Origin of the sequence: Stenotrophomonas sp. TEPEL (assembly GCF_004348785.1) — a bacterium.
GTDB classification, from domain to species: Bacteria; Pseudomonadota; Gammaproteobacteria; order Xanthomonadales; family Xanthomonadaceae; genus Stenotrophomonas; species Stenotrophomonas indicatrix.
Genome location: NZ_QQXJ01000001.1, coordinates 1,043,407 through 1,063,259, shown reverse-complemented (window position 1 = coordinate 1,063,259; position 19,853 = coordinate 1,043,407). Strand labels below are relative to the sequence as shown.

Genomic DNA, 19,853 nt, shown 5'->3' with positions numbered 1-19,853 from the left:
ATCAACCGGCTGCGCCGCCTGCGGCGCGCAGGCCTGCCCGCAGCCTGTCCACTTCGGCCATCCATTCGTCGAGCGAACCGGATTCCTCCTTCAATTCCCGCAATTCGCAGTCATCGGCCTGTACCCGCTGCACAGCAAGTTGCGCCAGCGACAATAGTGTGGCCGATGGGACCTGGTTGCGTGCCTTCACCCAGGCCAGTAGTTCTTCCTCCTCAGCAAGGGCATCCGTTGGTTGCCCCAGCAGCGCCAGCACTACCTCAGCCGCCGCGACCGCCCTGCCTGCCTCGGGTGCCTCCAAGTAGTCATCGGGATTGATGGCAGCGCGCAGTGCTTCCTCCAACATCGACAAATCCGTGCATTCCGTCAGATCGCAGACCAGATCGCACGCGTCATCGTTCTCGAACGAACCGTGTCCCCATGCGCCCATGTGATTTCTCCTCGTTGGTTGGCAGATACCACCGCGCAGGACCCGCGGGGCAGTCACCAATCATGCGACAGTCGACAAGACGCCACGAGCGCAGGCCGCATACTGTGCAACATCCACGACGCCAACCATTGGCACACGGTGCTTCCTATCAAGCCCCTGCCTGTCGCACCACAGTGATCCAAGGCAAAATGCGACAGCAATCCGCCCCGACGAACGAAAGAGTCCCTGTTTGTGCGGGGCTTCCTTCTGCAGGAACGCCGGGCATGGCCCAGCGCTACCGCAGCGGAGACCGGCGTCGCCCCCGCCGCAGCGCGATGGTGAAGATCACCAGTGCGATACCTGGAACCAGCAGCAACAGCGCCACCACTTTCCAGAAGAAGAACGGCCACAACCAGAGGTAGTCCAGGTCGGTCAGTTTCAGAAGATCCAACGGCGGCTGCACTTCGACCGTTGCCGGCCTGCCGACCAGCGCCGGCTCCACTTCCAGCACGGTCACCCGCAGCCAGGAGCGGCCACGGGGCAACGCATCACCGCGGCCATAGCCGAAGTACGCGGCGGTAAAAACAGCCGTTTCAACGGTTTCCAGCCTGCGCACAATATCCGTCCCGGCTGGGCCAGAACGCACGCCCGCACGGAAGTCCGCATGCTCGTTGGGGGTGTCGACACGCATCAGCACGCCGGGGTCGAGGGCCGGGTCGGCGGCGTTGGGCGGGTAACGCAGCCGCAACCGCAGACGATCATCAATGAAGCGGTAGACCGTGATCTCCGCGCTCGCACCGGGGCTCAGCACCAGCGGCAGGGTCTGCGTGCGTGACGCCAGGTGGTTGGCCACGGCGCCCACCGCCAGCACCACACAGGCGACTGCCCACAGGCCCCAGAACACCCACAGGGTGATCCGCAGCACCCGCGTCCCTTTCGCGCTGACATCGCCGGTCATCGATCCGCTTCCCTGCTGGCATTGCGTACACACTAACGAAAAAGCCCCGCTTTCGCGGGGCTTCTTCTTTCAGCGACGCCGGGCATGGCCCGGCGCTACCGGTGCGGCAGCGTTGCCAGGCAGCGTCTGGCATCGCCGCATCGCTCAGGCGAACGGATCCTGCAGGACCATGGTGTGGTCGCGGTCCGGGCCGGTGGAGACGATGCTGATCGGGCAGCCGGCCAGCTCTTCCAGCGAACGCAGGTAGGCGCGTGCGGCCGGCGGCAGGTCGTCCCAGTTGGTGATGCCGTGGGTGTTTTCAGTCCAGCCCGGGAACTCCAGGTACACCGGGGTGCACTCTTCCCAGCCCTGCGCGTCCAGCGGCGCGTACTCGGTACGCTTGCCGTTGTATTCGTAGGCGATGCAGACCTTCAGCTTTTCCATGCCGTCCAGCACGTCCAGCTTGGTGATGCACAGGCCGCTGATGCCGTTGATGGCCACGGCACGCTTGAGCGCGACGATGTCCATCCAGCCGCAGCGACGCGGGCGGCCGGTGGAGGCACCGTATTCGGCGCCGCGGTCGCGGATGCCCTGGCCGATTTCATCGTCCAGCTCGGTCGGGAACGGGCCGCCGCCAACGCGGGTGGCGTAGGCCTTGGCGATGCCCAGCACGTAGTCGATCGCATCGGCGCCGACGCCGGCACCGGCCAGCGCACCACCGACGGTGGTGTTGGAGCTGGTGACGTACGGGTAGGTACCGTGGTCGATGTCCAGCAGCGCGCCCTGCGCACCTTCGAACAGCACGCGCTTACCCTGCTTGCGCAGGTCATGCAGGATGCCGGCAACGTCCGACTTCATCGGCTGCACGTATTCGCCGAAGGCCAGCGCCTCGTCGAAGGTCTTCTGGAAATCGACCGCGTCGGTGTTCAGGTACTTGGTCAGCACGAAGTTGTGGTAATCCAGCGCGGTGCGCAGGAGTTCTTCCAGCTGCTTCGGATAATGCAGGTCGGCGATGCGGATGCCGCGACGCGCCACCTTGTCTTCGTAGGCCGGGCCGATACCACGACCGGTGGTGCCGATCGCCTTGCCGCCGGCAGCGCGTTCGCGCGCCTGGTCCAGGGCGATGTGGTACGGCATGATCAGCGGCGCGGCCGGGGAGATCTTCAGGCGCGAACGCACTTCCACGCCGGAGGTTTCCAGCTCGGCGATTTCCTTCTGCAGCGCGGCCGGCGAGATCACCACGCCGTTGCCGATCAGGCACAGCGCATCGTCACGCAGGATGCCCGACGGGATCAGGTGCAGGACGGTCTTCTTGCCGTTGATGACCAGGGTGTGGCCGGCATTGTGGCCGCCCTGGAAGCGCACGACGGCGCCGATTTCCTCAGTGAGCAGATCGACGATCTTGCCCTTGCCTTCATCGCCCCACTGGGCACCAAGCACTACGACAGACTGACCCATGACGGGTTCCTCTATTTGTTGCGGCCATCGGGGCCGCGGACGGGTAAACCGCAGCGGGGCTGGCCAGCGCTTGGGTGGCGGCTCCAAACGGGGAGCGGCCGGCGATGGAAGGCCCAGACACGGAAAAAGCCGAACGGGGAGGCCCGTCCGGCTTTTGTGCATTATCCGGGTTTCCGGGGTCCGGTGCCACCTTTCCGACGGGCGGCTTCACCAGCCGGTCAGCCGCCCGCCTGGACGTCCGGAATGGGGTCAGATCCCTTTCCTGCGGAAAGGGATCTGACCCCTGCTAATGCCGTACCCACCACAGCAGGCTCAACCCGGCCAGCAGGACCAGGCCACCGAAGCTGCGCAGGGCCGGGCTGGGCAGGTCCAGCAGGCGTTCGGCCATGCGCTTCCAGGCCACGGGGGCCACGAACAGCAACAGGCCTTCCAGCACCGCGACCAGACAGACGGCGGCGAACAGATCTTTCATGGGGGAACTCCGGAAAAGCACGAGGCCCGGCGTATGGCCGGGCCCCGTGAGGTACTGCGGTGCGGACTCAGCGATCGTTCTTGAGGTACTGCAGGAACGGGTCGTTCTTGTCCAGCACGATCACGCCGTTGCCGTCGGTCATCGAGCCGCGGTAGGCCTCGAGGCTGCGATAGAACGCGTAGAACGACGGGTCAGCCGAACCGGCCTTGCCGTAGATGCGCGCGGCCTCGGCATCGCCTTCACCACGCAGGCGCTGGGCATCGCGTTCGGCTTCTGCGATCAGCACGGTGCTGTCACGGTCGGCCTGGGCGCGGATGGTCAGCGACTGCTCCTCGCCTTCGGCGCGCAGCTTGGCGGCTTCCTGCTTGCGCTGGGCGCGCATGCGCTCGTACACGTCATTGATCACCTGGCTGTCGGTGGGCAGGTCCACCTGCTTGATGCGCAGGTCGATCATCTGCATGCCCAGCCCGGCGACGGCTTCGTTGATGCCCTTCAGCTGCTCGGCGATCAGCTCGCTGCGGTCGCCGGAGACCAGCTGCTGCAGGGTGCGCGAGTTGATCTGGTTGCGCAGCGAGTCGGTGATGATCGGTGCCAGGCGGGCGTTGGCGATACGCGGATCGCCGCCGGTGGCACGGAAGTAATCACCCACGTTGGAGATGTAACCGATGGCGAAGAAGTCGACGCTGACGTCCTTCTGCTCGGCCGTGAAGTAACGGGCCGGCGCGGTGTCCAGCACCTGGAAGCGGCGGTCGAACACCCGCACCGTTTCCACCACCGGCAGCTTGAAGTGCAGGCCCGGCTTGATGTCCGAACGCACCACCTTGCCCAGGTTCAGGACCATGGCGGTCTGGTCCTCGCGGACCACGTACACCGAGCCCAGCAGGCCCAGCAGCACCGCTACGACAACGGCGATCCAGATTGAATTTCTCATCGGCTGCCCTCCTCACGGCCGCTCGGACGCCCGGTCGGGCGGCCCACCGGCCGGCCCGGATCACGGGAAGCTTCCACTGCGGTGGTACCCGGCAGCGACGGCATCACCACATCGGGGTTCGGTACCGGCGCCGGTGCCGAGGTGCTGGCACGGGTATCACCGGTCATCGGCACGTAGATCAGCTGGCGGCCATCGCCACCAATGACCTTGCGGTTGTCGCTCAGCACCTGCTGCACCGTTTCCAGCCACAGGCGCTTGCGGGTGACTTCCGGTGCGTCCTTGTACTGTGCCTGCAGCAGGCTGAAGCGCTGGCCATCACCTTCGGCCTTGGACACCACGGCCTGCTTGTAGCCTTCGGCGGTGGTACGGGCACGCGAGGCCTGGCCCCGCGCTTCAGGCACGACCTTGGCCGCATAGGCCTGGGCTTCATTGATCAGGCGCTCCTTGACCTGCTGGGCACCGTTGACCTCGTCGAAGGCCGGCTTGACCTCCTCCGGCGGGCGGGCGTCCTGCAGGGTCAGGCCGGTCACGGTCAGACCGGTCTTGAAGGCACGCAGCAATGTCTGCAGGCGCTCTTCGGCGGCCACGGCCAGCGGGCCACGGTTGTTCAGTACGGCGTTGAGGTCGGCGCGGCCGACTTCCTCGCGCACCGCGCTCTGAGCCGACTGCTCCAGCACCTGGTCGGCATCAACGGTGCCGAACAGGTACTGCTGCGGGTCATCGATGCGGTACTGGACGTTCAACGAGACATTGACGATGTTCTCATCGCGGGTCAGCACCGGCACCTGGATCGAGAAGGTCTTGATCTCGGTGGCGTTGACCTTGGTGACCGATTCGATCGGCCAGGGCAGCTTGAAGTTCGGGCCTGGGGTCAGGATGCGCGAGAACTGGCCGAAGCGCAGCACCACGCCACGCTGCTGTTCGCCGATCAGCTGGAAGCTGGAGAACAGCACCAGCAGGACCACTGCTGCCACCACCCAACGCAGGATGCCGCCGTCGAACAGATCCTTCAGCGGTCCGGGCAATCCGCCCCAGCCGCTACCATTGCCACCGCCGCGCGACCCGAACGGCCCGCGTCGATTGTCCTCGGGGCCTTGTCCGCCCTTGTTGCCGCCGGGTGTATTCCAGGCCATGCACGCTCCATCAAGATGTGGGCTGCGACGCGGGCCCTTCCCGCAACGCCAGCCGTTAACCACTACCGATCATACAAGATGGGGCGGACCGGCAGGATTGAAAGGGGCCGGACCGGGTAAGGTGGCGTTTTCCTCGAAGTCAGGCAATGCCGATGGCCCCCACCACCCCGTTCACCGCCTTCCGCATCGAAAAAGACGACGCCGGCTACCGCAGCGGCCTGGTCCCGCTGCGTCTGGACGACCTCAACCCCGGCCAGGTGCTGATCCGCGCCCACTGGTCCTCGGTCAACTACAAGGATGCCCTGGCCGGCACCGGCAAAGGCCGCATCCTGCGCCGCTTCCCGCTGGTGGGCGGGATCGACGTGGCCGGCACGGTGGTCGCCTCCACCGATCCGGCCTGGCGCGAGGGCGATGCGGTACTGGCCACCGGCTGTGGCCTCAGCGAAACCCGTGATGGCGGCTACAGCCAGTACGTGCGGCTGGAATCGAGCGCGGTCATCGCCCAGCCGGCGGGCCTGAGCCCACGCGAGGCGATGGTGCTGGGCACCGCCGGCTTCACCGCCGCGCTGGCGCTGCTGCGCCTGCAGGACAACCGGCAGACGCCCGAGCGTGGGCCATTGGCGGTCACCGGCGCCAGCGGTGGGGTCGGGGCTCTGGCCGTGGACATCTTCAGCCGCGCCGGCTATGCCGTGCACGCGATCAGCGGCAAACCGGAACAGAGCGACTTCCTGCGCGGCATCGGTGCTGCCGAGGTGCTGCCGCGTGACGCCCTTGCCGACACCGGGCCGCTGCAGTCGGCACGTTTCGGCGGTGGCCTGGACAACGCCGGCGGGCCGATGCTGGCCAGTCTGCTGGCCCAGACCGTGCCTTACGGCAGCGTGGTCAGTGCGGGGCTGGCCGCCAGCCCGACGCTGGAGATGACCGTAATGCCCTTCATCCTGCGTGGTGTCTCGCTGCTCGGCGTTTCGTCGGCCAATGCCCCGCGCGCGCTGCGCGAAGAAGTGTGGGCACGCTTGGGCGACGCGTGGAAACCGCAGCACCTGGACCGCATCTGCACCGCTGAAGTCGGTCTGGACGGTCTGCCTGCGGTGTTCGATCGCATGCTGGCGGGCGGCTCGCTTGGCCGCACGGTGGTGCGGATCGACTGAACGTCGCAGGCAGGCGACGGACGGCAGCTGTCGCCCTCCCGCCAACGGGACGCCGGCACTACACTTCCGGCATCACATGGGGAACAACATGGCACGCATTCTGATCGTCGACGACTCACCGTCGCAGCTGTTGGGGATACAGCGCATCGTCGAGAAGCTCGGGCACCAGATCCTGACCGCCACCGATGGTGCGGCCGGGGTGGAGACCGCCAAGGCCGAGCTGCCCGACCTGGTGCTGATGGACGTGGTGATGCCCAACCTCAATGGCTTCCAGGCGACCCGCACGCTCGCCCGCGATGAGGCGACCCGGCATATTCCGGTGATCCTGGTGACCACCAAGGACCAGGACACCGACCGCATGTGGGGCATGCGCCAGGGCGCCAAGGCCTACATCACCAAGCCGTTCTCGGAAGACGAACTGTCCGAAGTGCTGGAGCGGGTGTTCGCCGGTCAAGGCTGATACAGCGCTCTGGCAGGTACCAACCTTGGTTGGCGCGCCTCTGCCGGCCAGCCGCCGGCACTACCGCAAGGTGCGGACCGAGGTCCGCACCCACCGAAGCGGATTTCAGATCGTTTCGCCAAACGCCTTGGCCAGATTCCGATAGGCCTTCTTCTGCGCGTCGTTCGTCGCCGCCGGGGCGACAATCTCCAGCTCGACGATCTGGTCGCCGTCCGGGCTGCCCGGCAGGCCGCGCCCACGCAGCCGCAGCTTGCGACCAGCGTCGGAATCGGCCGGAATCTTCAGTTCCACCGCGCCACCCAGGGTCGGCACGCTGATGCTGGTGCCCAACGCCGCCTGCCACGGGGTGACCGGCAGCGTGTACAGGATGTTGCGGCCGTCGACCTCGAACTGCGGATGCGCGGCGTACTCCACTTCCAGCAGCAGGTTGCCGCCGTGGTTGCCCTGCCCGGCCAGGCGGATCACCTGCCCGGGACGGATGCCCTTGGGCACGCGCACGTCCAGCTGCTTGCCGTTGACGGTGATGCGCAGGCTGTCGCCGTTGTAGGCCGCCTCCAGCGGTACCGACAGCTTGGCCCGGGTATCGCGGTTGGGCGCATGGCCATGGCTGCTGAAGCCCGGGCCCGGGCCTGCACCCTGGCCGCCGCGCTGGCGCGCGAACAGGCTCTCGAAGAAGTCGCTGAAACCACCGTTGGGGCCACCGCCGCCGAACACTTCCTCGAAATTGAAACCGCCACCGCCGTAGTTCGGCGGCACGTTGAATTCCTCGCCCGGGCGATAGCCCTGCGCACGCAACTGGTCATAGGCCGCGCGCTTCTCGGGATCGCGCAACGCCTCGTAGGCCTCGTTGATGGCCTTGAACTTGTCCTCGGCCCCGGCCTCCTTGCTGACGTCCGGGTGGTACTTGCGTGCCAGCCGGCGATAGGCGGTCTTGATTTCCGCCTCGCCCGCGCTCGGTTCCACCCCCAGGGTGGCGTAATAATCCTTGAATTCCATCCAGCTACCTCGATTCGCTTCGGCCGCGCCGGTGGGCGCCGCCCCGGGTTCATTCTACGCGCCGGCGATGCTACGCCGCCGGTCGTGCGGCAACGGTGAGGCCGACTGATCCAGCGCAATGCGCCTGCCATCACCCGGCCCCATGCTGTGGCTGAGAGCCTCTACGGACGACAGAGATGGGGTATATACGTGGGTTTTCCAATGTCTTGACGCGCCCGTCCCCTCCTGGCCCCTACCCTCACCCAGCAAGGAGTTCCCATGACCATCCATGTCGGCGACCGCATCCCGGAAGTAACCCTCAAGCGCATCCGCGAAGGCATCGAGACCCTTGATACCCACGCCCTGTTCGATGGGCGCAAGGTGGTGCTGTTCGCGGTGCCCGGTGCGTTCACCCCCACCTGCTCGGCCCGCCACCTGCCCGGCTACGTGGAAAAGTTCGAGGCGTTCCGCCATCGCGGCATCGATGTCTACTGCATGGCGGTCAATGACCCGTTCGTGATGAAAGCCTGGGCCGCCGACCAGCACGTACCCGACGGTCTGCTGATGTTGTCCGACGGCAATGCCGAACTGACCCGTGCACTTGGCCTTGAGCTGGATGCAAGTTCATCCGGCATGGGCACGCGTTCGCGTCGCTTTGCCCTGTACGTGGTGGACGGCACGGTGCGCGCGAGCTGGATCGAGGAGCCCGGCCAGTTCGAGGTGTCCTCAGCCGACTACGTACTGGATCACCTGCCCACCTGAAACCCTGACTGCAAAGGAAACCGGCCAGCCATGTCCAACAAGCCAGCCCAAGCCAGCAACACCTCCCCTTCCGCCAAGGTCGCTGGCATCAGCGATCGCCAGACCCTGCGCGAGCGAGCACGGAAGAACATCGAGGACGGGGCGATCACCGACAGCTACAGCGCCGACCGCAAGGTGGTGATCAAACTGCTCAACGACGCGCTGGCCACCGAATATGTGTGCGTACTGCGCTACTACCGGCACTACTTCATGGCCAAGGGCATGCTGGCCGACGCGGTCAAGGGCGAGTTCCTCGAGCACGCACAGCAGGAGCAGGCGCACGCCGGCAAGCTGGCCGAACGCATCGTCCAGCTCGGCGGCGAGCCTGACCTCAATCCGGACACGCTGACCGCACGCTCGCACGCCGAATACAAGGAAGGCAGCGACCTGCGCGACATGGTCCGCGAGAACCTGGTGGCCGAGCGCATCGCCATCGACAGCTACCGCGAGATGATCAACTTCATCGGCGACAGCGATACCACCACCAAGCGCATCCTGGAGGAGATCCTGGCGCAGGAGGAGGAGCATGCCGACGAGTTCGCCGACCTGCTGGATGGCTGGATCGGGGAGTAGCGCCGCACCGTGCCAGCGAACGCCCCGGTAGTCGCCCACCTTGGTGGGCAGCTTCTGCGCGTGCCAACCAAGGTTGGCACCTACCGGGTCACGGTGGATCGGTAGCGCCGGGCCATGCCCGGCGGATGTCACGTGATCGGGCACCAACCCGCCGGGCATGGCCCGGCGCTACCGCAGCACGTTGAACCGTACCTGCGTCCAGGCGCCGTCAGCGGCCAGCGCAGTCAACGTATGCGCGCCCGGATCGGCGAATTCGCGCTGCATCAGCTGCGCACCGCGCGTCTGCGTGATCCATCGACCATCCAGCAGCCAGTCCACGGCCTGTTCGCTGCCCAATGCGCGCAGCTGCAGGCGTACGCCGTGTTCGGCATTGGGTGCACGCGCCAGCGTCGCGCCTTCGTTGAGGCCATCGATATGCAGGGCCACGCTGGCCTGGCGACCATCATCGCGACAGTCCGGCGACAATGCGGGAAGCTGTGAGGCATCGCGGGTGGCCTTGGGCAGCCAGGGTGACAACAGCGCCGGCCATCGCGCGATCTCACGCGCGACTTCCTCATGCGGCGCGCTGCAGTCAGCCGATACGCGCAGTCCGGTGCGCGCGTCAGCCAGGTAGCGTTGGCGGCCAGGCTGCCATCGCCGCGCCTCGCGTTCGGGGAAGGTCGGCGGTGCCGCACCGTCCAGCAGATAGGCCGACAGGCGTCGCTGGCAGAGTGCCGCTGGCAACCCTTCGGCCAGTTCTCCGGTTGGCCAGCAGATGTCTGCCTGGGTCACGCTGGCCGGCATCGGCGCGGCCGCCGCATCGCCGCGTTGCCGCGGCAGGCTGTCGACCACCTCGAACATCAGCGGCAGGGCGGTGACCGCGCCGTACTGCCCCGGCAACGGCGTGCCATCGGGGCGCCCCACCCACACGCCCACGGTGTAGTGGCGGGTACTGCCGATCGCCCACGCATCGCGGTAGCCATAGCTGGTGCCGGTCTTCCAGGCCACGCGCGGCCGCCCGCCAACGTCGAACGTGCCAACGCCGTATCCCGGGCGCGGATTCGATTCCAGCATCTCGCGCACGATCCAGCTGGCACCGGGCGAAGCCAGCCGCCGCTCGATCATCGGTTCGTCATCGGTGTAGCGCACGCGGCCGGCAATGCCGTTGCGGTTGAGCGCAGCGAACGCACCGACCAGGTCTTCCAGCCGCGCGCCGGTGCCGCCGAGGATCAGCGACAGATTGGGCGAACTGCCCGGCGGAAAGCGCAACTGGATGCCGGCGTGCGACAGGCGCGCGGCGAAGCGTGCCGCACCAACCCGCTGCAGCAGGTCGACCGACGGCACGTTCAGCGACAGGCGCAGCGCACTGGCAGCACTGACCGGGCCGTTGAAGGCCATGTCGAAGTTGCCCGGCCGATAGCTGCCGAAGCTCTGCGGCGCATCCACCAGCAGGCTCTCGGAATGGATCAGGCCATCATCGAGTGCCATCGCATACAGGAACGGCTTGAGCGTGGAGCCCGGCGAGCGCCAGGCCTGCACCATGTCCACGTGGCCCAGCCGTTGCCGATCACCGAAAGACAGCGTGCCGACATACGCACGCGCCTGCAGGGTCTGGTTGTCGACCACCAGCAGTGCGGCTGACGTGCGCTCGGGCAGCGTGGAGAAATAGCTGGCCACGCGCTCTTCAAGGGTGCGCTGCAGGCCGATGTCGATGCTGCTCTGGATCCGCGCCTGCCCGGGATGCGCCGAGTGCAGGCGCTGGGCCAGCAGTGCCGCATGCAGCGGTGGACGCAGCGAGCGTGCGACCACGTTCTCGATGCGCGCGTCTTCCACTTCCTCCGGCGTCCATGCGCCAAGCTCGGCCATGCGCGCCAGCACTTTGTCGCGTGCCCTCTGCGCAGCTTCAGGATGACGATCCGGGCGCAAACGGCTGGGTGCTTGTGGCAGCACCGCCAGCAACGCGGCCTCGGCATGCGAAAGCTGTGCGGCCGGCTTGCCCAGGTAGGCCCAGCTGGCCGCCTCCACGCCTTCGATGGTGCCACCGTAGGGCGCGCGCTCCAGATACAACGCGAGGATCTCGCGCTTGGACAGGTGCACCTCAAGCTGCACCGCACGCAGCATCTGCTTCAGCTTGCCCCAGGGCGTGCGCGTATGCGGATCGAGAATGCGCGCCACCTGCATGGTCAGGGTCGAGCCTCCGGAGACGATGCGGCCACCCCGCAGCAGCTGCCCGCCGGCACGCAGGACCGCCAGCGGATTGATGCCCGGATGCCGCCAGAACCAGCGATCCTCGTAGGTCAGCAGCGCCTGCAGGTACAGCGGCGACACGCTGTCGACCGATGCCGGGTAGCGCCACACGCCCTCGGCATCGGCGAACGCCCGCATCGGGCTGCCGTCAGCGGCGACCACCAGCGTGCTGGTGTCGCGTTGCCGGGGCAACGGCGGCGGGAAGGCGAAATCCAGCACCAGCAGCAGCGCCAGCAACGCCGCCGTGCCCCAGCGCAGCCAAGGCCACAGCGGTTGCAGCCGCTGCCGCAGGCGCGGCAGCCGCGTTTTCAGCGATCCCACCTTCATCCACGGCATCCAGTGGGACGGGCCGCGCCGTCGCGGCCCGCCCGCACGGTCACGGCTGTACCACCGTCAGCGTGGTCGGGTTGCTGCGGCCGACGCCACGCAGCTGCGGACGGTACATGTCCTCCACCAGCGACGGCGGCACCGTGTAGGTACCCGGCGTGACTGCACGCACCAGGTAGAACACGTTGGCCTTGCTGCCACGCGAGAGCTTCAGCGCCGCTACGTAGCGGTCATCGCGGAACTCTTCGTGCTTGGTATCGGCCGCTTCGCTGCGGTCGCTGATGGTGATGCCATCGACCACCACATCGGCCCACTGCTTGGCATCGCCCAGGTTGAGGTTCTCGATCTCCAGGCCTGCCGGCAGCAGGTCGGTCAGCAGCGCATCGGGCATCTCGCTGTCGGCGGTGATGGTGACCCGCACGATCAGCGCTTCACCTTCCTTCAGCGGACGCGGCGACCATGGCTTGCCATCGGTGCCGAAGTAGCTTCGCTCCACGCCGATCACGCTGTTGTCCGGCGCCGGCGCACTGCGCGGAATGCCGGCCACATCGATGCTGGCGAACATCGGCGGCTGTCCCTGCGGGGTGAAGCGCACGCCCGCGGCCAGCTGTCCTGCATCGAAGTTGCGGCCAAACAGCTTGCGTTCGCCGATGGCCTCGCTGTTGCCACCGATCACCAGCTCACCGGCCACCAGCGCCTTCTGGTTGGCGGCCAGTGCCTTGCCGAGGCGAGCGATGGCCACCTGTTCCTGCGTGCTCAGCCACATCCACCCGCTGCTGCGGCGCGCATCCAGGCCACGGCCAAGATCAACCGCGCGTGCATCCCATGCCGGCTTGGCCAGCTTGTTCTCGTGGGTCAGCGCGATCATCAGCGCATCGTCACGAACGGCACTGCCGTAGTCGCCGAAGTACGACGGGCGTTCGCTGCTGGACTTGGCAAAGCCCGCCGCAAGGGCCGCCTGGCCGCGCTTGGCATCGCCCTGCAGCGACAGCGCCACGCCCAGGTGCACCAGCGACAGCCCCCCCACGGCCTTGCTGCGTTCGTTGTCGTACAGCGCGCGCAGGGTACCCAGCGGCGCTCGGTTGACGCGGGCCAGCACGTAACCCGAGTACGCCTGGTTGGCGAACTTCAGGCTTTCGCGTTTTTCCTGGCCGTAGAACTGGTTGCCACCGGACAGCAGGTCTTCGCTCAGGCGGTTCAGCGCCTTCTGCAGCACGTTGTCCGGCACCGCGAAGCCACCGTCCTTGGCATCGAGCAGGAACTCGGCGATGTACGGGGTCAGCCACGGGTTCACGTAGCCGTCGTCACCCCACATCGAGAAGTTGCCGTTGGCCACCTGCATCGATGCCAGGCGACCGAACGCACCTTCCATGCGCTCGCGACGGGTCTTCGCGTCCAGGCCGTCAGCGCCGAGCATGGACGACGTGGCCTGGTCCAGGATCAGCGCGGCGTAGCCCTTGCTGGTGGTCTGTTCGGCACAGCCGTACGGGTAGTTCAGCGCGCCCTGCAGCGCGCTGGCGAACGGGATCGGCGGCAGCGGGCTGACCAGCAGGCGGGCATTGACCGATTCGGACATCAGCCCGTCCATCAGGCTGCCATCCAGGCTCACCGCCGCCAGCGGATCGAGCGTGCGCACCTGCGAGCGCAGTACCTGCGGCCACGCCGCGCGTACCGGCAGATCGTAGCGGCGGTCGGCCTTGAAGCCGTTGCCATCCACACGCACGCGCACCTTGGCCACGCTGTGGCCCTCGCGCGCCGACAACGGGAAGCTCAACGTGGTCTTGGCATCGGCATTGAGCTGCACGCTGCGCGTGCCTTCGCCCAGGCTTAGCGGGCCTTCGCTGTCCACGCGCACGTTGAACTGACCGGACTTGCCGGTGAAGTTCTGCACGTCCAGCGTCACCGTGCTGCGGTCGCCCGGGGCGAGCACGCGCGGCATGCTGGCCTCGGCCAGGATCGGTGCGCGCACCACGGTTTCCACATCGCGCTTGCCGTACTGGTCATCGCTGTAGACCAGCGCCGACACCCGCAGGGTGCCATTGAAATCCGGCACTTTCAGGCGGATGCGGGCAATGCCCTTGGCATCGAGCTGCACCGGGCCGGAGAACAGGTCCACGGTCTGCACGCGCGCGGTCGGCCGCTTGGCCTGCGGCAACGCCTGCAGCGCCATGTCGCCGCCGAACTTCAGCTTGCCGCTGCCGCCGTCGAAGCTCTCGATCACCCGGCTGTAGATGTCATAGGCATCGATGCCGAGGCGGCGCTGGGCGAAGAAGTGCGCGCCGGCATCGGGCACCGGGAAGCGGGTGATGTTGAGAATGCCCACGTCCACGGCCGAAACAGTGACGTGCGCGACCTTGCCGGCCAGCTGCGGTGCGCTGACCGTCACTGGCAGGTCCTGCTCCGGTCGCATCTGCTTGGGCGCGGCCAGGCCGACTGCCACGGTGCGGCCCTTGCGGTCCATCGGCACGTGCACCACGCCCACCGCGCGGGCCGGGGTAATCTTGCTCGGCGCACTGCCACCGCGGAACACCAGCGCGGTGATGTAGACGTCGTGGCGCTCCCAGTCTGCGGTGACCGGGATCTTGTAGGTGGCACCGGGCTTGGCGTCGATATCCTGCACGTACAGCATGCGGTCGGTCTCGACCATCAGCACGCCCTTGCCGGCGTGCGGCGGGGTCACCGTCACTTCCAGGGTATCGCCGGCCTTGTAGCCGGTCTTGTCCAGGCCCAGCTTGACCTTGTCCGGGCGGGCATCGAGGCCACGGTTGTCATCGCCCCAGCTCCAGCCGGCGCGGAACGGATAACGGCTGGTCAGGCCGGTGGACGGATCGAACACGTCCACCCGGTACTCGCCCCACTCCACCGGGAAGTCGAAGGCCACCGCGCTGCCGCCGGCATCGACGGTACGGGTTTCCTTGTTTTCGAAGCGGCGGGTGAAATCGTAGTCCCAGCGGTTGTCGTTGAAGGTCCAGTGGTAGTCGCGCAGCTCGCGCACCAGGGTGATCTTCAGGCCCTTGGCCGGCTGCGGCTTGCCGGCCGCATCCACGCGCATCAGTTCAAACCGCGCGTTGCCGTTGGAATCAGCGCCGTCGTCCGGATTGAACAACGGGCGCACGCCGACCAGTGCGGCGGCCGGCCATACCACCCGCTTCAGGGTGCGGGTGACCGTGCGGCCACCGGTTTCATACAGGCTGCCGGACAGCACCACCGCGATCGGCGCCTTCGCCTTGGTCGCCTCTTCCGGCAACGACACGTCTTCGCGCAGCTGGCCATTGGCCGGCAGCGTGGTGTCGATGACATCCTTGGCTTCGCGCGGCAGCTGCAGGGTCGGGTCGCCGAAGAAGTAGCCCGGCAGGCCCTCCACCGGCTTCTGCTCGGCGGCCACCGCCATGCGCGCGGTGAAGCGGTTGCCGTCGGCCGGGGCACCGTACAGATAGGCACCGTTGGCTTGCAGGCGCAGGTCTTCACCCGGCTTCAGCGTCTTCTGCGCGCTGTCCAGGTCCAGCTTCATGCGCTCCGGCAGGAACTCTTCGATGCGCAGGGTCATGCCCTGGATCGCTTCCTTGCTGGCCGGGTCGGTGCGGAACTCCACCTGCCAGCGCCCGGTCGGCGCCTCGGCGGGAATGGTCTGCTCGAAGTTGATGTAGCCCTGTTCGCCCGGCTGCACGCGGGTTTCGCGGAAGGTCTTGCCATCGGGCTGCTTCAGGCGCAGGAACACCGGCTGGCTCTTGATCGGCTTGCCGTCGTTGTCGCGCAGCAGCGCCGACAGGCGCACCGTCTCGCCCGGGCGGTACAGGTCGCGGCCCGACCAGGCATAGACATCGAACCAGGCGTTGTCACGGCCGGCCACGGCGAACTCGCTCAGGTCCAGCGCCGGCTGGTTGAAGGGCAGGAAACTGGTGTCCTTGCCGCTGCTTGCCACCAGCACGTGGGTGGCATCCAGGCTGTAGTTCAGCAGCGCATTGCCGTTGCTGTCGGTACTGCCCTTCAGCACCACTTCGCCCTTGGCATCGAGCACGCGCAGGTCGATGCCCTTCAGCGATGCACCGTCCTTCAGCGCGGCGGTATGGACGAACAGCTTGTCCTTGTACGCGCGGGTGTGCAGGCCGATGTCGCTGACCGAGAAGAATGCGGTATCGAACTCGCCCTCGTAGTCACCGGTGCGCTTGAGCAGGGCGAAATACAGCCCCGGCTCCTGCAGTTCCTTGATGTCCTGGGTCGGCAGATAGGTCAGCACCCGCTCGTTCTGCTTGCCGCCCAGGATGAAGCGGTTGACGTAGACCGGTTCGGCCAGCTTGTTGATCGGGCTGCGCTCGTAGTCGCTGCTCAGTTCCCAGCTGCCACGGCGACCACCGCGCTGGTACTGGCTGAAGAAGGTCGGCAGATCCTTTTCGCGCACGCGCAGGAACTCGACATCGACCTCCGGCACATTCACCGACACCACCGGCAGGCCACGGCTGTCCTTGGCCGGCAGCACGCTGCCCTGCGAGGCGAAACCGGCAACCGGCTTCAGCTCGCCGCTGAAGACCTTCTGCTTCAGTTCCTTGCCCAGGCGGCTGCCATCGGCGGCCAGCAGGTCCGGCGAGACCACCAGGCTGAATTCCTTGCCGGCTTCGACGAAGGGATAGCGCAGGGTCAGGCCGTCATCGGACAGGGTCCAACTGCTGTCATCGTTGCCGACCTTCTCTTCGAAGCGCACCAGCTTGTCGAAGTCCTGGGTGCCGACCAGCGGGCGCGAGAACTCCAGCGCCAGCGACAGGCCTTCACTCTTCTGGTCCGGGTAGGCGCGCAGCAGGGTGAACTCCTTCACCTGCTCGGCCTTGGTGGCGATGGCTTCGCCGCTGGCCTTTGGCAGCTGCCCGCTGTCGTTGCGGCAACCGGCCAGGCCCAGCAACAGGCCTCCTGCCAGCAATGCTGCCGTCCATCCCCACCGCATCCGCCGTGCCGGACCGCTCATGTCGTCACTCCTTGATCGAGGTGGCCATTATAGGCGCGTCGCGTCAAGGCGTTGACGCGGATTCGGCAGGAATGCATCGGAACGGTAGCGCCGGGCCATGCCCGGCGCGGTAGCCGCCAGCCCCGGTTGGCGTTGGGCCCATGGCAACCAGGGTTGGCACCCGCCAGAGCGCCCCTACCCCGGCAGGTACAGGTCCACGTAGTCGGTCACCGGCATCGCCGCCAGGGCCACCGGGTCCAGCGAGGCGGCCAGGACGCGCTGCTGCTGGGCGGTGGGGAAGCGGTGCGCCAGGTGCCGACGGAACTTGTCCATCAGCAGCGGGATACCCTCTGCGCGCCGGCGTGCGTGGCCCAGCGGGTACTCCACCAGCACCTCCGGCAGCGCGCTGCCGTCGTTGAAGCGCACCGTCAGCCCGTTGGCGATGCTGCGCTTGTCCGGGTCCAGGTAGTCGGCGCTGAGCTGCGGGTCTTCATGGCAGGTCATCTTCGCGCGCAGCGTGTCGATGCGCGGATCGACCGCCATGTCGTCCTCGTAATCCTCGGCCACCAGCCGCCCATGCAGCAGCGCGATGGCCACCATGTACTGCACGCAGTGATCGCGGTCGGCCGGGTTGTGCAGCGGCCCCTGCTTGTCGATGATGCGGATGCAGGCTTCCTGGGTACGGATCGCGATGTGCTCGATGTCCTCGGCCGCTCGCCCCTGCGCGCGCAGCTGCTGGTGCAGGATGATCGCCGCCTCCACCGCCGTCTGCCCGTGGAATTCGGCCGGGAAACTGATCTTGAACAGCACGTTCTCCATCACGTAGCTGCCGAAGGGGCGGCCGAGGGTCAGCGCCTGGCCATGCATCGATACCGCTTCGAAGCCCCAGGTCGGTGCACTGAGCACGCTGGGGTAGCCCATCTCGCCGGTGGCGGCCATCAGCGCCAGGCGTACGCCACGGCTGGTCGCATCACCGGCCGCCCAGCTTTTGCGCGAACCGGTATTGGGCGCATGCCGGTAGGTGCGCAGCGCCTGTCCATCCACCCAGGCCAGCGACACCGCATTGAGCATCCGCTCGCGGTCCAGCCCCAGCATCTGCGCGACGACGGCGGTGGTGGCCACCTTGACCAGCAGCACGTGGTCCAGGCCGACCCGGTTGAAAGAGTTGCGCAACGCCAGCACGCCCTGGATCTCGTGCGCCTTGATCATCGCCAGCAGCACGTCGTGCACGGTCGGCGGCGGGCGTCGCAACGCCGCCGCGTTGCGGCCAAGCCAGTCGGCCACGGCGAGGATGCCACCGAGGTTGTCCGAGGGGTGGCCCCACTCGGCGGCCAGCCAGGTGTCGTTGAAATCCAGCCAGCGCACCATCGCGCCGATGTTGAAAGCCGCCTGCACCGGATCGAGCACGAAGTTGGTGCCGGGAACGCGCGCGCCGTTGGTCACGCTGATACCCGGCACCAGCGGGCCCAGCAGCTTGCTGCAGGCGGGGAAGGACAGCGCCTCCAACCCGCAGCCCAACGTGTCGAGCAGGCAGTGATGCGCGGTCTGGAACGCCAGCGGCGAGTCGATGCGCGTGTCACGCACGTAGTCGACGATGTCCACCAGCAGCGCATCCCAGGCTGCACGGGCGTTGGATGGGGTGTGGCTGTCGGACATTGTTCGGTCTCCTCGTGGGGTTGCACGCTGCGACAAACCCGGTAGTCGCCAACCTTGGTTGGCGCTGGGCCTTACCCGCGCGATGCCGCTTCCATGCCAACCAAGGTTGGCACCTACCAGAGCAGGTGCAGCGCCACCCGCGCAATGCCGGCGCCATGCCAACCAAGGTTGGCGACTACCAGGCCATCACCCGGCCGGCACGCGCACCTTGCCTTCCATCAGCACGCGGGCGCTGCGGCTCATGATGGCCTTGGACACCGTCCACTGGCCGTCAACGAGTGCGGCCTGCGCACCCACGCGCAACGTGCCCGACGGATGCCCGAAGGTCACGGCCTCGCGCTCGCCGCCGCCAGCAGCACGATTGACCAGCGTGCCGGGGATCGCCGCGGCGGTACCGATCGCTACTGCAGCGGTGCCCATCATCGCGTGGTGCAGCTTGCCCATCGACAGCGCGCGGGCATGCAGATCGATGTCCGCGGCCGGGATCGCCTTGCCGCTGGACGACACGTAATCCTGCGCGGGGGCGACGAAGGCTACCTTCGGCGTGTGCTGGCGGGTCGCCGCGTCTTCCAGTTTCTGGATCAAGCCCATGCGCAGCGCGCCGTAGGCACGGATCTTCTCGAAACGCTCCAGCGCCGCTTTGTCTTCATTGATCGCCGGCTGCAGTTCGGTGCCGGTGTAACCGAGGTCGGCGGCGTTGAGGAAGATGGTCGGGATGCCGGCGGTGATCATCGTCACCTCGAAACTACCCACGCCCGGCACGTCCAGCGTATCGACCAGGTTGCCGGTGGGGAACATCGCACCGGCGTCACCATCGTCGGACGGATCGAGGAATTCCAGCTGGATCTCGGCCGCCGGGAAGGTCACGCCATCCAGTTCGAAATCGCCGATTTCCTGCACCTGCCCATCGCGCATCGGCACATGGGCGATGATGGTCTTGCCGATGTTGGCCTGCCAGATGCGCACGGTGCACAGGCCATCGCGCGGCACGCGGGCCGGATCGATCAGGCCGTTGGCGATCGCGAACGGGCCGACGGCGGTGCTGAGATTGCCGCAGTTGCCGCTCCAGTCCACGAACGCGGCATCGATCGACACCTGGCCGTACAGGTAGTCCACGTCGTGATCCGGCACGGAGGCGGTGGAGACGATCACGCACTTGCTGGTGCTGGAGGTGGCCCCGCCCATGCCGTCGGTCTGCTTGCCATACGGGTCGGGCGAGCCGATCACGCGCATCAGCAGCGCATCGCGTGGGGCACCCGGCACCTGAGCGGCCTCGGGCAGGTCCTGCTGGCGGAAGAACACGCCCTTGCTGGTACCACCGCGCATGTAGGTGGCGGGAATACGAAGTTGCGGGAGAAATGCCATGGAACGGTTCCTTGCAATGAAAGACGGCCCGTTGCCGGGCCGTCGGATG

Annotated in this window: 15 protein-coding genes; 4 read left to right on the top strand and 11 right to left on the bottom strand. The window is 67.1% G+C overall.

All coding sequences use genetic code 11. The features are described from left to right. Position 1 precedes the first annotated feature (1 nt). The 6 genes from TEP_RS04695 to hflK form a co-directional block, all read right to left on the bottom strand. On the bottom strand, positions 2-427 hold the full coding sequence (locus tag TEP_RS04695; protein WP_132824448.1) for a DUF4259 domain-containing protein: 426 nt from the start codon (positions 425-427) through the stop codon (positions 2-4). Between the two features lie 274 nt (positions 428-701). Continuing rightward, entirely contained in the window at positions 702-1,364 is a 663-nt protein-coding gene (locus TEP_RS04690) for a hypothetical protein (RefSeq protein ID WP_132824447.1), read from the bottom strand. A 144-nt stretch (positions 1,365-1,508) separates the two neighbouring features. After that, positions 1,509-2,801: an adenylosuccinate synthase gene (locus tag TEP_RS04685; RefSeq protein WP_025877044.1), complete on the bottom strand. Its 1,293-nt coding sequence runs from the start codon at positions 2,799-2,801 to the stop codon at positions 1,509-1,511. Positions 2,802-3,087: 286 nt separating this feature from the next. Beyond that, complete coding sequence (locus TEP_RS04680) at positions 3,088-3,273, bottom strand: DUF2065 family protein (RefSeq protein ID WP_025877042.1); 186 nt, start codon at positions 3,271-3,273, stop codon at positions 3,088-3,090. 67 nt (positions 3,274-3,340) lie between these two features. Further along, positions 3,341-4,204 (bottom strand): protease modulator HflC, encoded by an 864-nt coding sequence (locus TEP_RS04675; RefSeq protein ID WP_025877040.1) that lies wholly within the window; start codon positions 4,202-4,204, stop codon positions 3,341-3,343. Next, positions 4,201-5,337, bottom strand: coding sequence for an FtsH protease activity modulator HflK (hflK, locus tag TEP_RS04670; RefSeq protein ID WP_132824446.1), 1,137 nt, complete (start codon positions 5,335-5,337; stop codon positions 4,201-4,203). Before hflK ends, TEP_RS04675 begins: the two co-directional genes overlap by 4 nt. A gap of 152 nt (positions 5,338-5,489) precedes the next feature. On the opposite strand from hflK, the gene TEP_RS04665 reads away from it, so the two are divergent. Then, the gene (locus TEP_RS04665) at positions 5,490-6,485 is read left to right on the top strand and encodes a YhdH/YhfP family quinone oxidoreductase (protein WP_132824445.1); all 996 of its coding nucleotides are present in this window, start codon (positions 5,490-5,492) and stop codon (positions 6,483-6,485) included. 88 nt (positions 6,486-6,573) lie between these two features. After that, positions 6,574-6,945 (top strand): twitching motility response regulator PilH, encoded by a 372-nt coding sequence (gene pilH / locus TEP_RS04660; protein ID WP_005410644.1) that lies wholly within the window; start codon positions 6,574-6,576, stop codon positions 6,943-6,945. 105 nt (positions 6,946-7,050) lie between these two features. Here pilH and TEP_RS04655 read toward each other — a convergent pair whose 3' ends face one another. Continuing rightward, positions 7,051-7,941 carry a DnaJ C-terminal domain-containing protein gene (locus tag TEP_RS04655; protein WP_132824444.1) on the bottom strand — a complete coding sequence of 297 codons (891 nt, stop codon included), beginning with the start codon at positions 7,939-7,941 and terminating at the stop codon, positions 7,051-7,053. 258 nt (positions 7,942-8,199) lie between these two features. On the opposite strand from TEP_RS04655, the gene TEP_RS04650 reads away from it, so the two are divergent. Beyond that, positions 8,200-8,682, top strand: a complete 483-nt coding sequence (locus TEP_RS04650; RefSeq protein ID WP_132824443.1) for a peroxiredoxin — start codon at positions 8,200-8,202, stop codon at positions 8,680-8,682. Positions 8,683-8,712: 30 nt separating this feature from the next. Further along, positions 8,713-9,294 carry a ferritin-like domain-containing protein gene (locus TEP_RS04645; RefSeq protein WP_132824442.1) on the top strand — a complete coding sequence of 194 codons (582 nt, stop codon included), beginning with the start codon at positions 8,713-8,715 and terminating at the stop codon, positions 9,292-9,294. 168 nt (positions 9,295-9,462) lie between these two features. Here the strand turns inward: TEP_RS04645 and pbpC are convergent, their stop codons facing one another. The 4 genes from pbpC to prpF form a co-directional block, all read right to left on the bottom strand. Continuing rightward, a complete protein-coding gene (gene pbpC / locus TEP_RS04640) occupies positions 9,463-11,847 on the bottom strand; it encodes a penicillin-binding protein 1C (RefSeq protein WP_132824441.1) in 2,385 nt (794 codons plus the stop codon). Between the two features lie 49 nt (positions 11,848-11,896). Continuing rightward, the gene (locus TEP_RS04635; RefSeq protein ID WP_132824440.1) at positions 11,897-16,804 is read right to left on the bottom strand and encodes an alpha-2-macroglobulin; all 4,908 of its coding nucleotides are present in this window, start codon (positions 16,802-16,804) and stop codon (positions 11,897-11,899) included. 174 nt (positions 16,805-16,978) lie between these two features. Next, a complete protein-coding gene (locus tag TEP_RS04630; RefSeq protein WP_132824439.1) occupies positions 16,979-18,439 on the bottom strand; it encodes a bifunctional 2-methylcitrate dehydratase/aconitate hydratase in 1,461 nt (486 codons plus the stop codon). 186 nt (positions 18,440-18,625) lie between these two features. Continuing rightward, on the bottom strand, positions 18,626-19,804 hold the full coding sequence (gene prpF / locus TEP_RS04625) for a 2-methylaconitate cis-trans isomerase PrpF (RefSeq protein ID WP_132824438.1): 1,179 nt from the start codon (positions 19,802-19,804) through the stop codon (positions 18,626-18,628). Positions 19,805-19,853: the final 49 nt, after the last annotated feature.

Coding starts and splice junctions, on each gene's coding strand:
- TEP_RS04685 (WP_025877044.1), bottom strand. CDS start 2,801: ATGGGTCAGTCTGTCGTAGTGCTTGGTGCCCAGTGGGGCGATGAAGGC.
- TEP_RS04635 (WP_132824440.1), bottom strand. CDS start 16,804: ATGAGCGGTCCGGCACGGCGGATGCGGTGGGGATGGACGGCAGCATTG.
- prpF (WP_132824438.1), bottom strand. CDS start 19,804: ATGGCATTTCTCCCGCAACTTCGTATTCCCGCCACCTACATGCGCGGT.
- TEP_RS04650 (WP_132824443.1), top strand. CDS start 8,200: ATGACCATCCATGTCGGCGACCGCATCCCGGAAGTAACCCTCAAGCGC.
- TEP_RS04630 (WP_132824439.1), bottom strand. CDS start 18,439: ATGTCCGACAGCCACACCCCATCCAACGCCCGTGCAGCCTGGGATGCG.
- pbpC (WP_132824441.1), bottom strand. CDS start 11,847: ATGAAGGTGGGATCGCTGAAAACGCGGCTGCCGCGCCTGCGGCAGCGG.
- TEP_RS04695 (WP_132824448.1), bottom strand. CDS start 427: ATGGGCGCATGGGGACACGGTTCGTTCGAGAACGATGACGCGTGCGAT.
- pilH (WP_005410644.1), top strand. CDS start 6,574: ATGGCACGCATTCTGATCGTCGACGACTCACCGTCGCAGCTGTTGGGG.
- TEP_RS04665 (WP_132824445.1), top strand. CDS start 5,490: ATGGCCCCCACCACCCCGTTCACCGCCTTCCGCATCGAAAAAGACGAC.
- TEP_RS04680 (WP_025877042.1), bottom strand. CDS start 3,273: ATGAAAGATCTGTTCGCCGCCGTCTGTCTGGTCGCGGTGCTGGAAGGC.
- TEP_RS04675 (WP_025877040.1), bottom strand. CDS start 4,204: ATGAGAAATTCAATCTGGATCGCCGTTGTCGTAGCGGTGCTGCTGGGC.
- TEP_RS04645 (WP_132824442.1), top strand. CDS start 8,713: ATGTCCAACAAGCCAGCCCAAGCCAGCAACACCTCCCCTTCCGCCAAG.
- TEP_RS04655 (WP_132824444.1), bottom strand. CDS start 7,941: ATGGAATTCAAGGATTATTACGCCACCCTGGGGGTGGAACCGAGCGCG.
- hflK (WP_132824446.1), bottom strand. CDS start 5,337: ATGGCCTGGAATACACCCGGCGGCAACAAGGGCGGACAAGGCCCCGAG.
- TEP_RS04690 (WP_132824447.1), bottom strand. CDS start 1,364: ATGACCGGCGATGTCAGCGCGAAAGGGACGCGGGTGCTGCGGATCACC.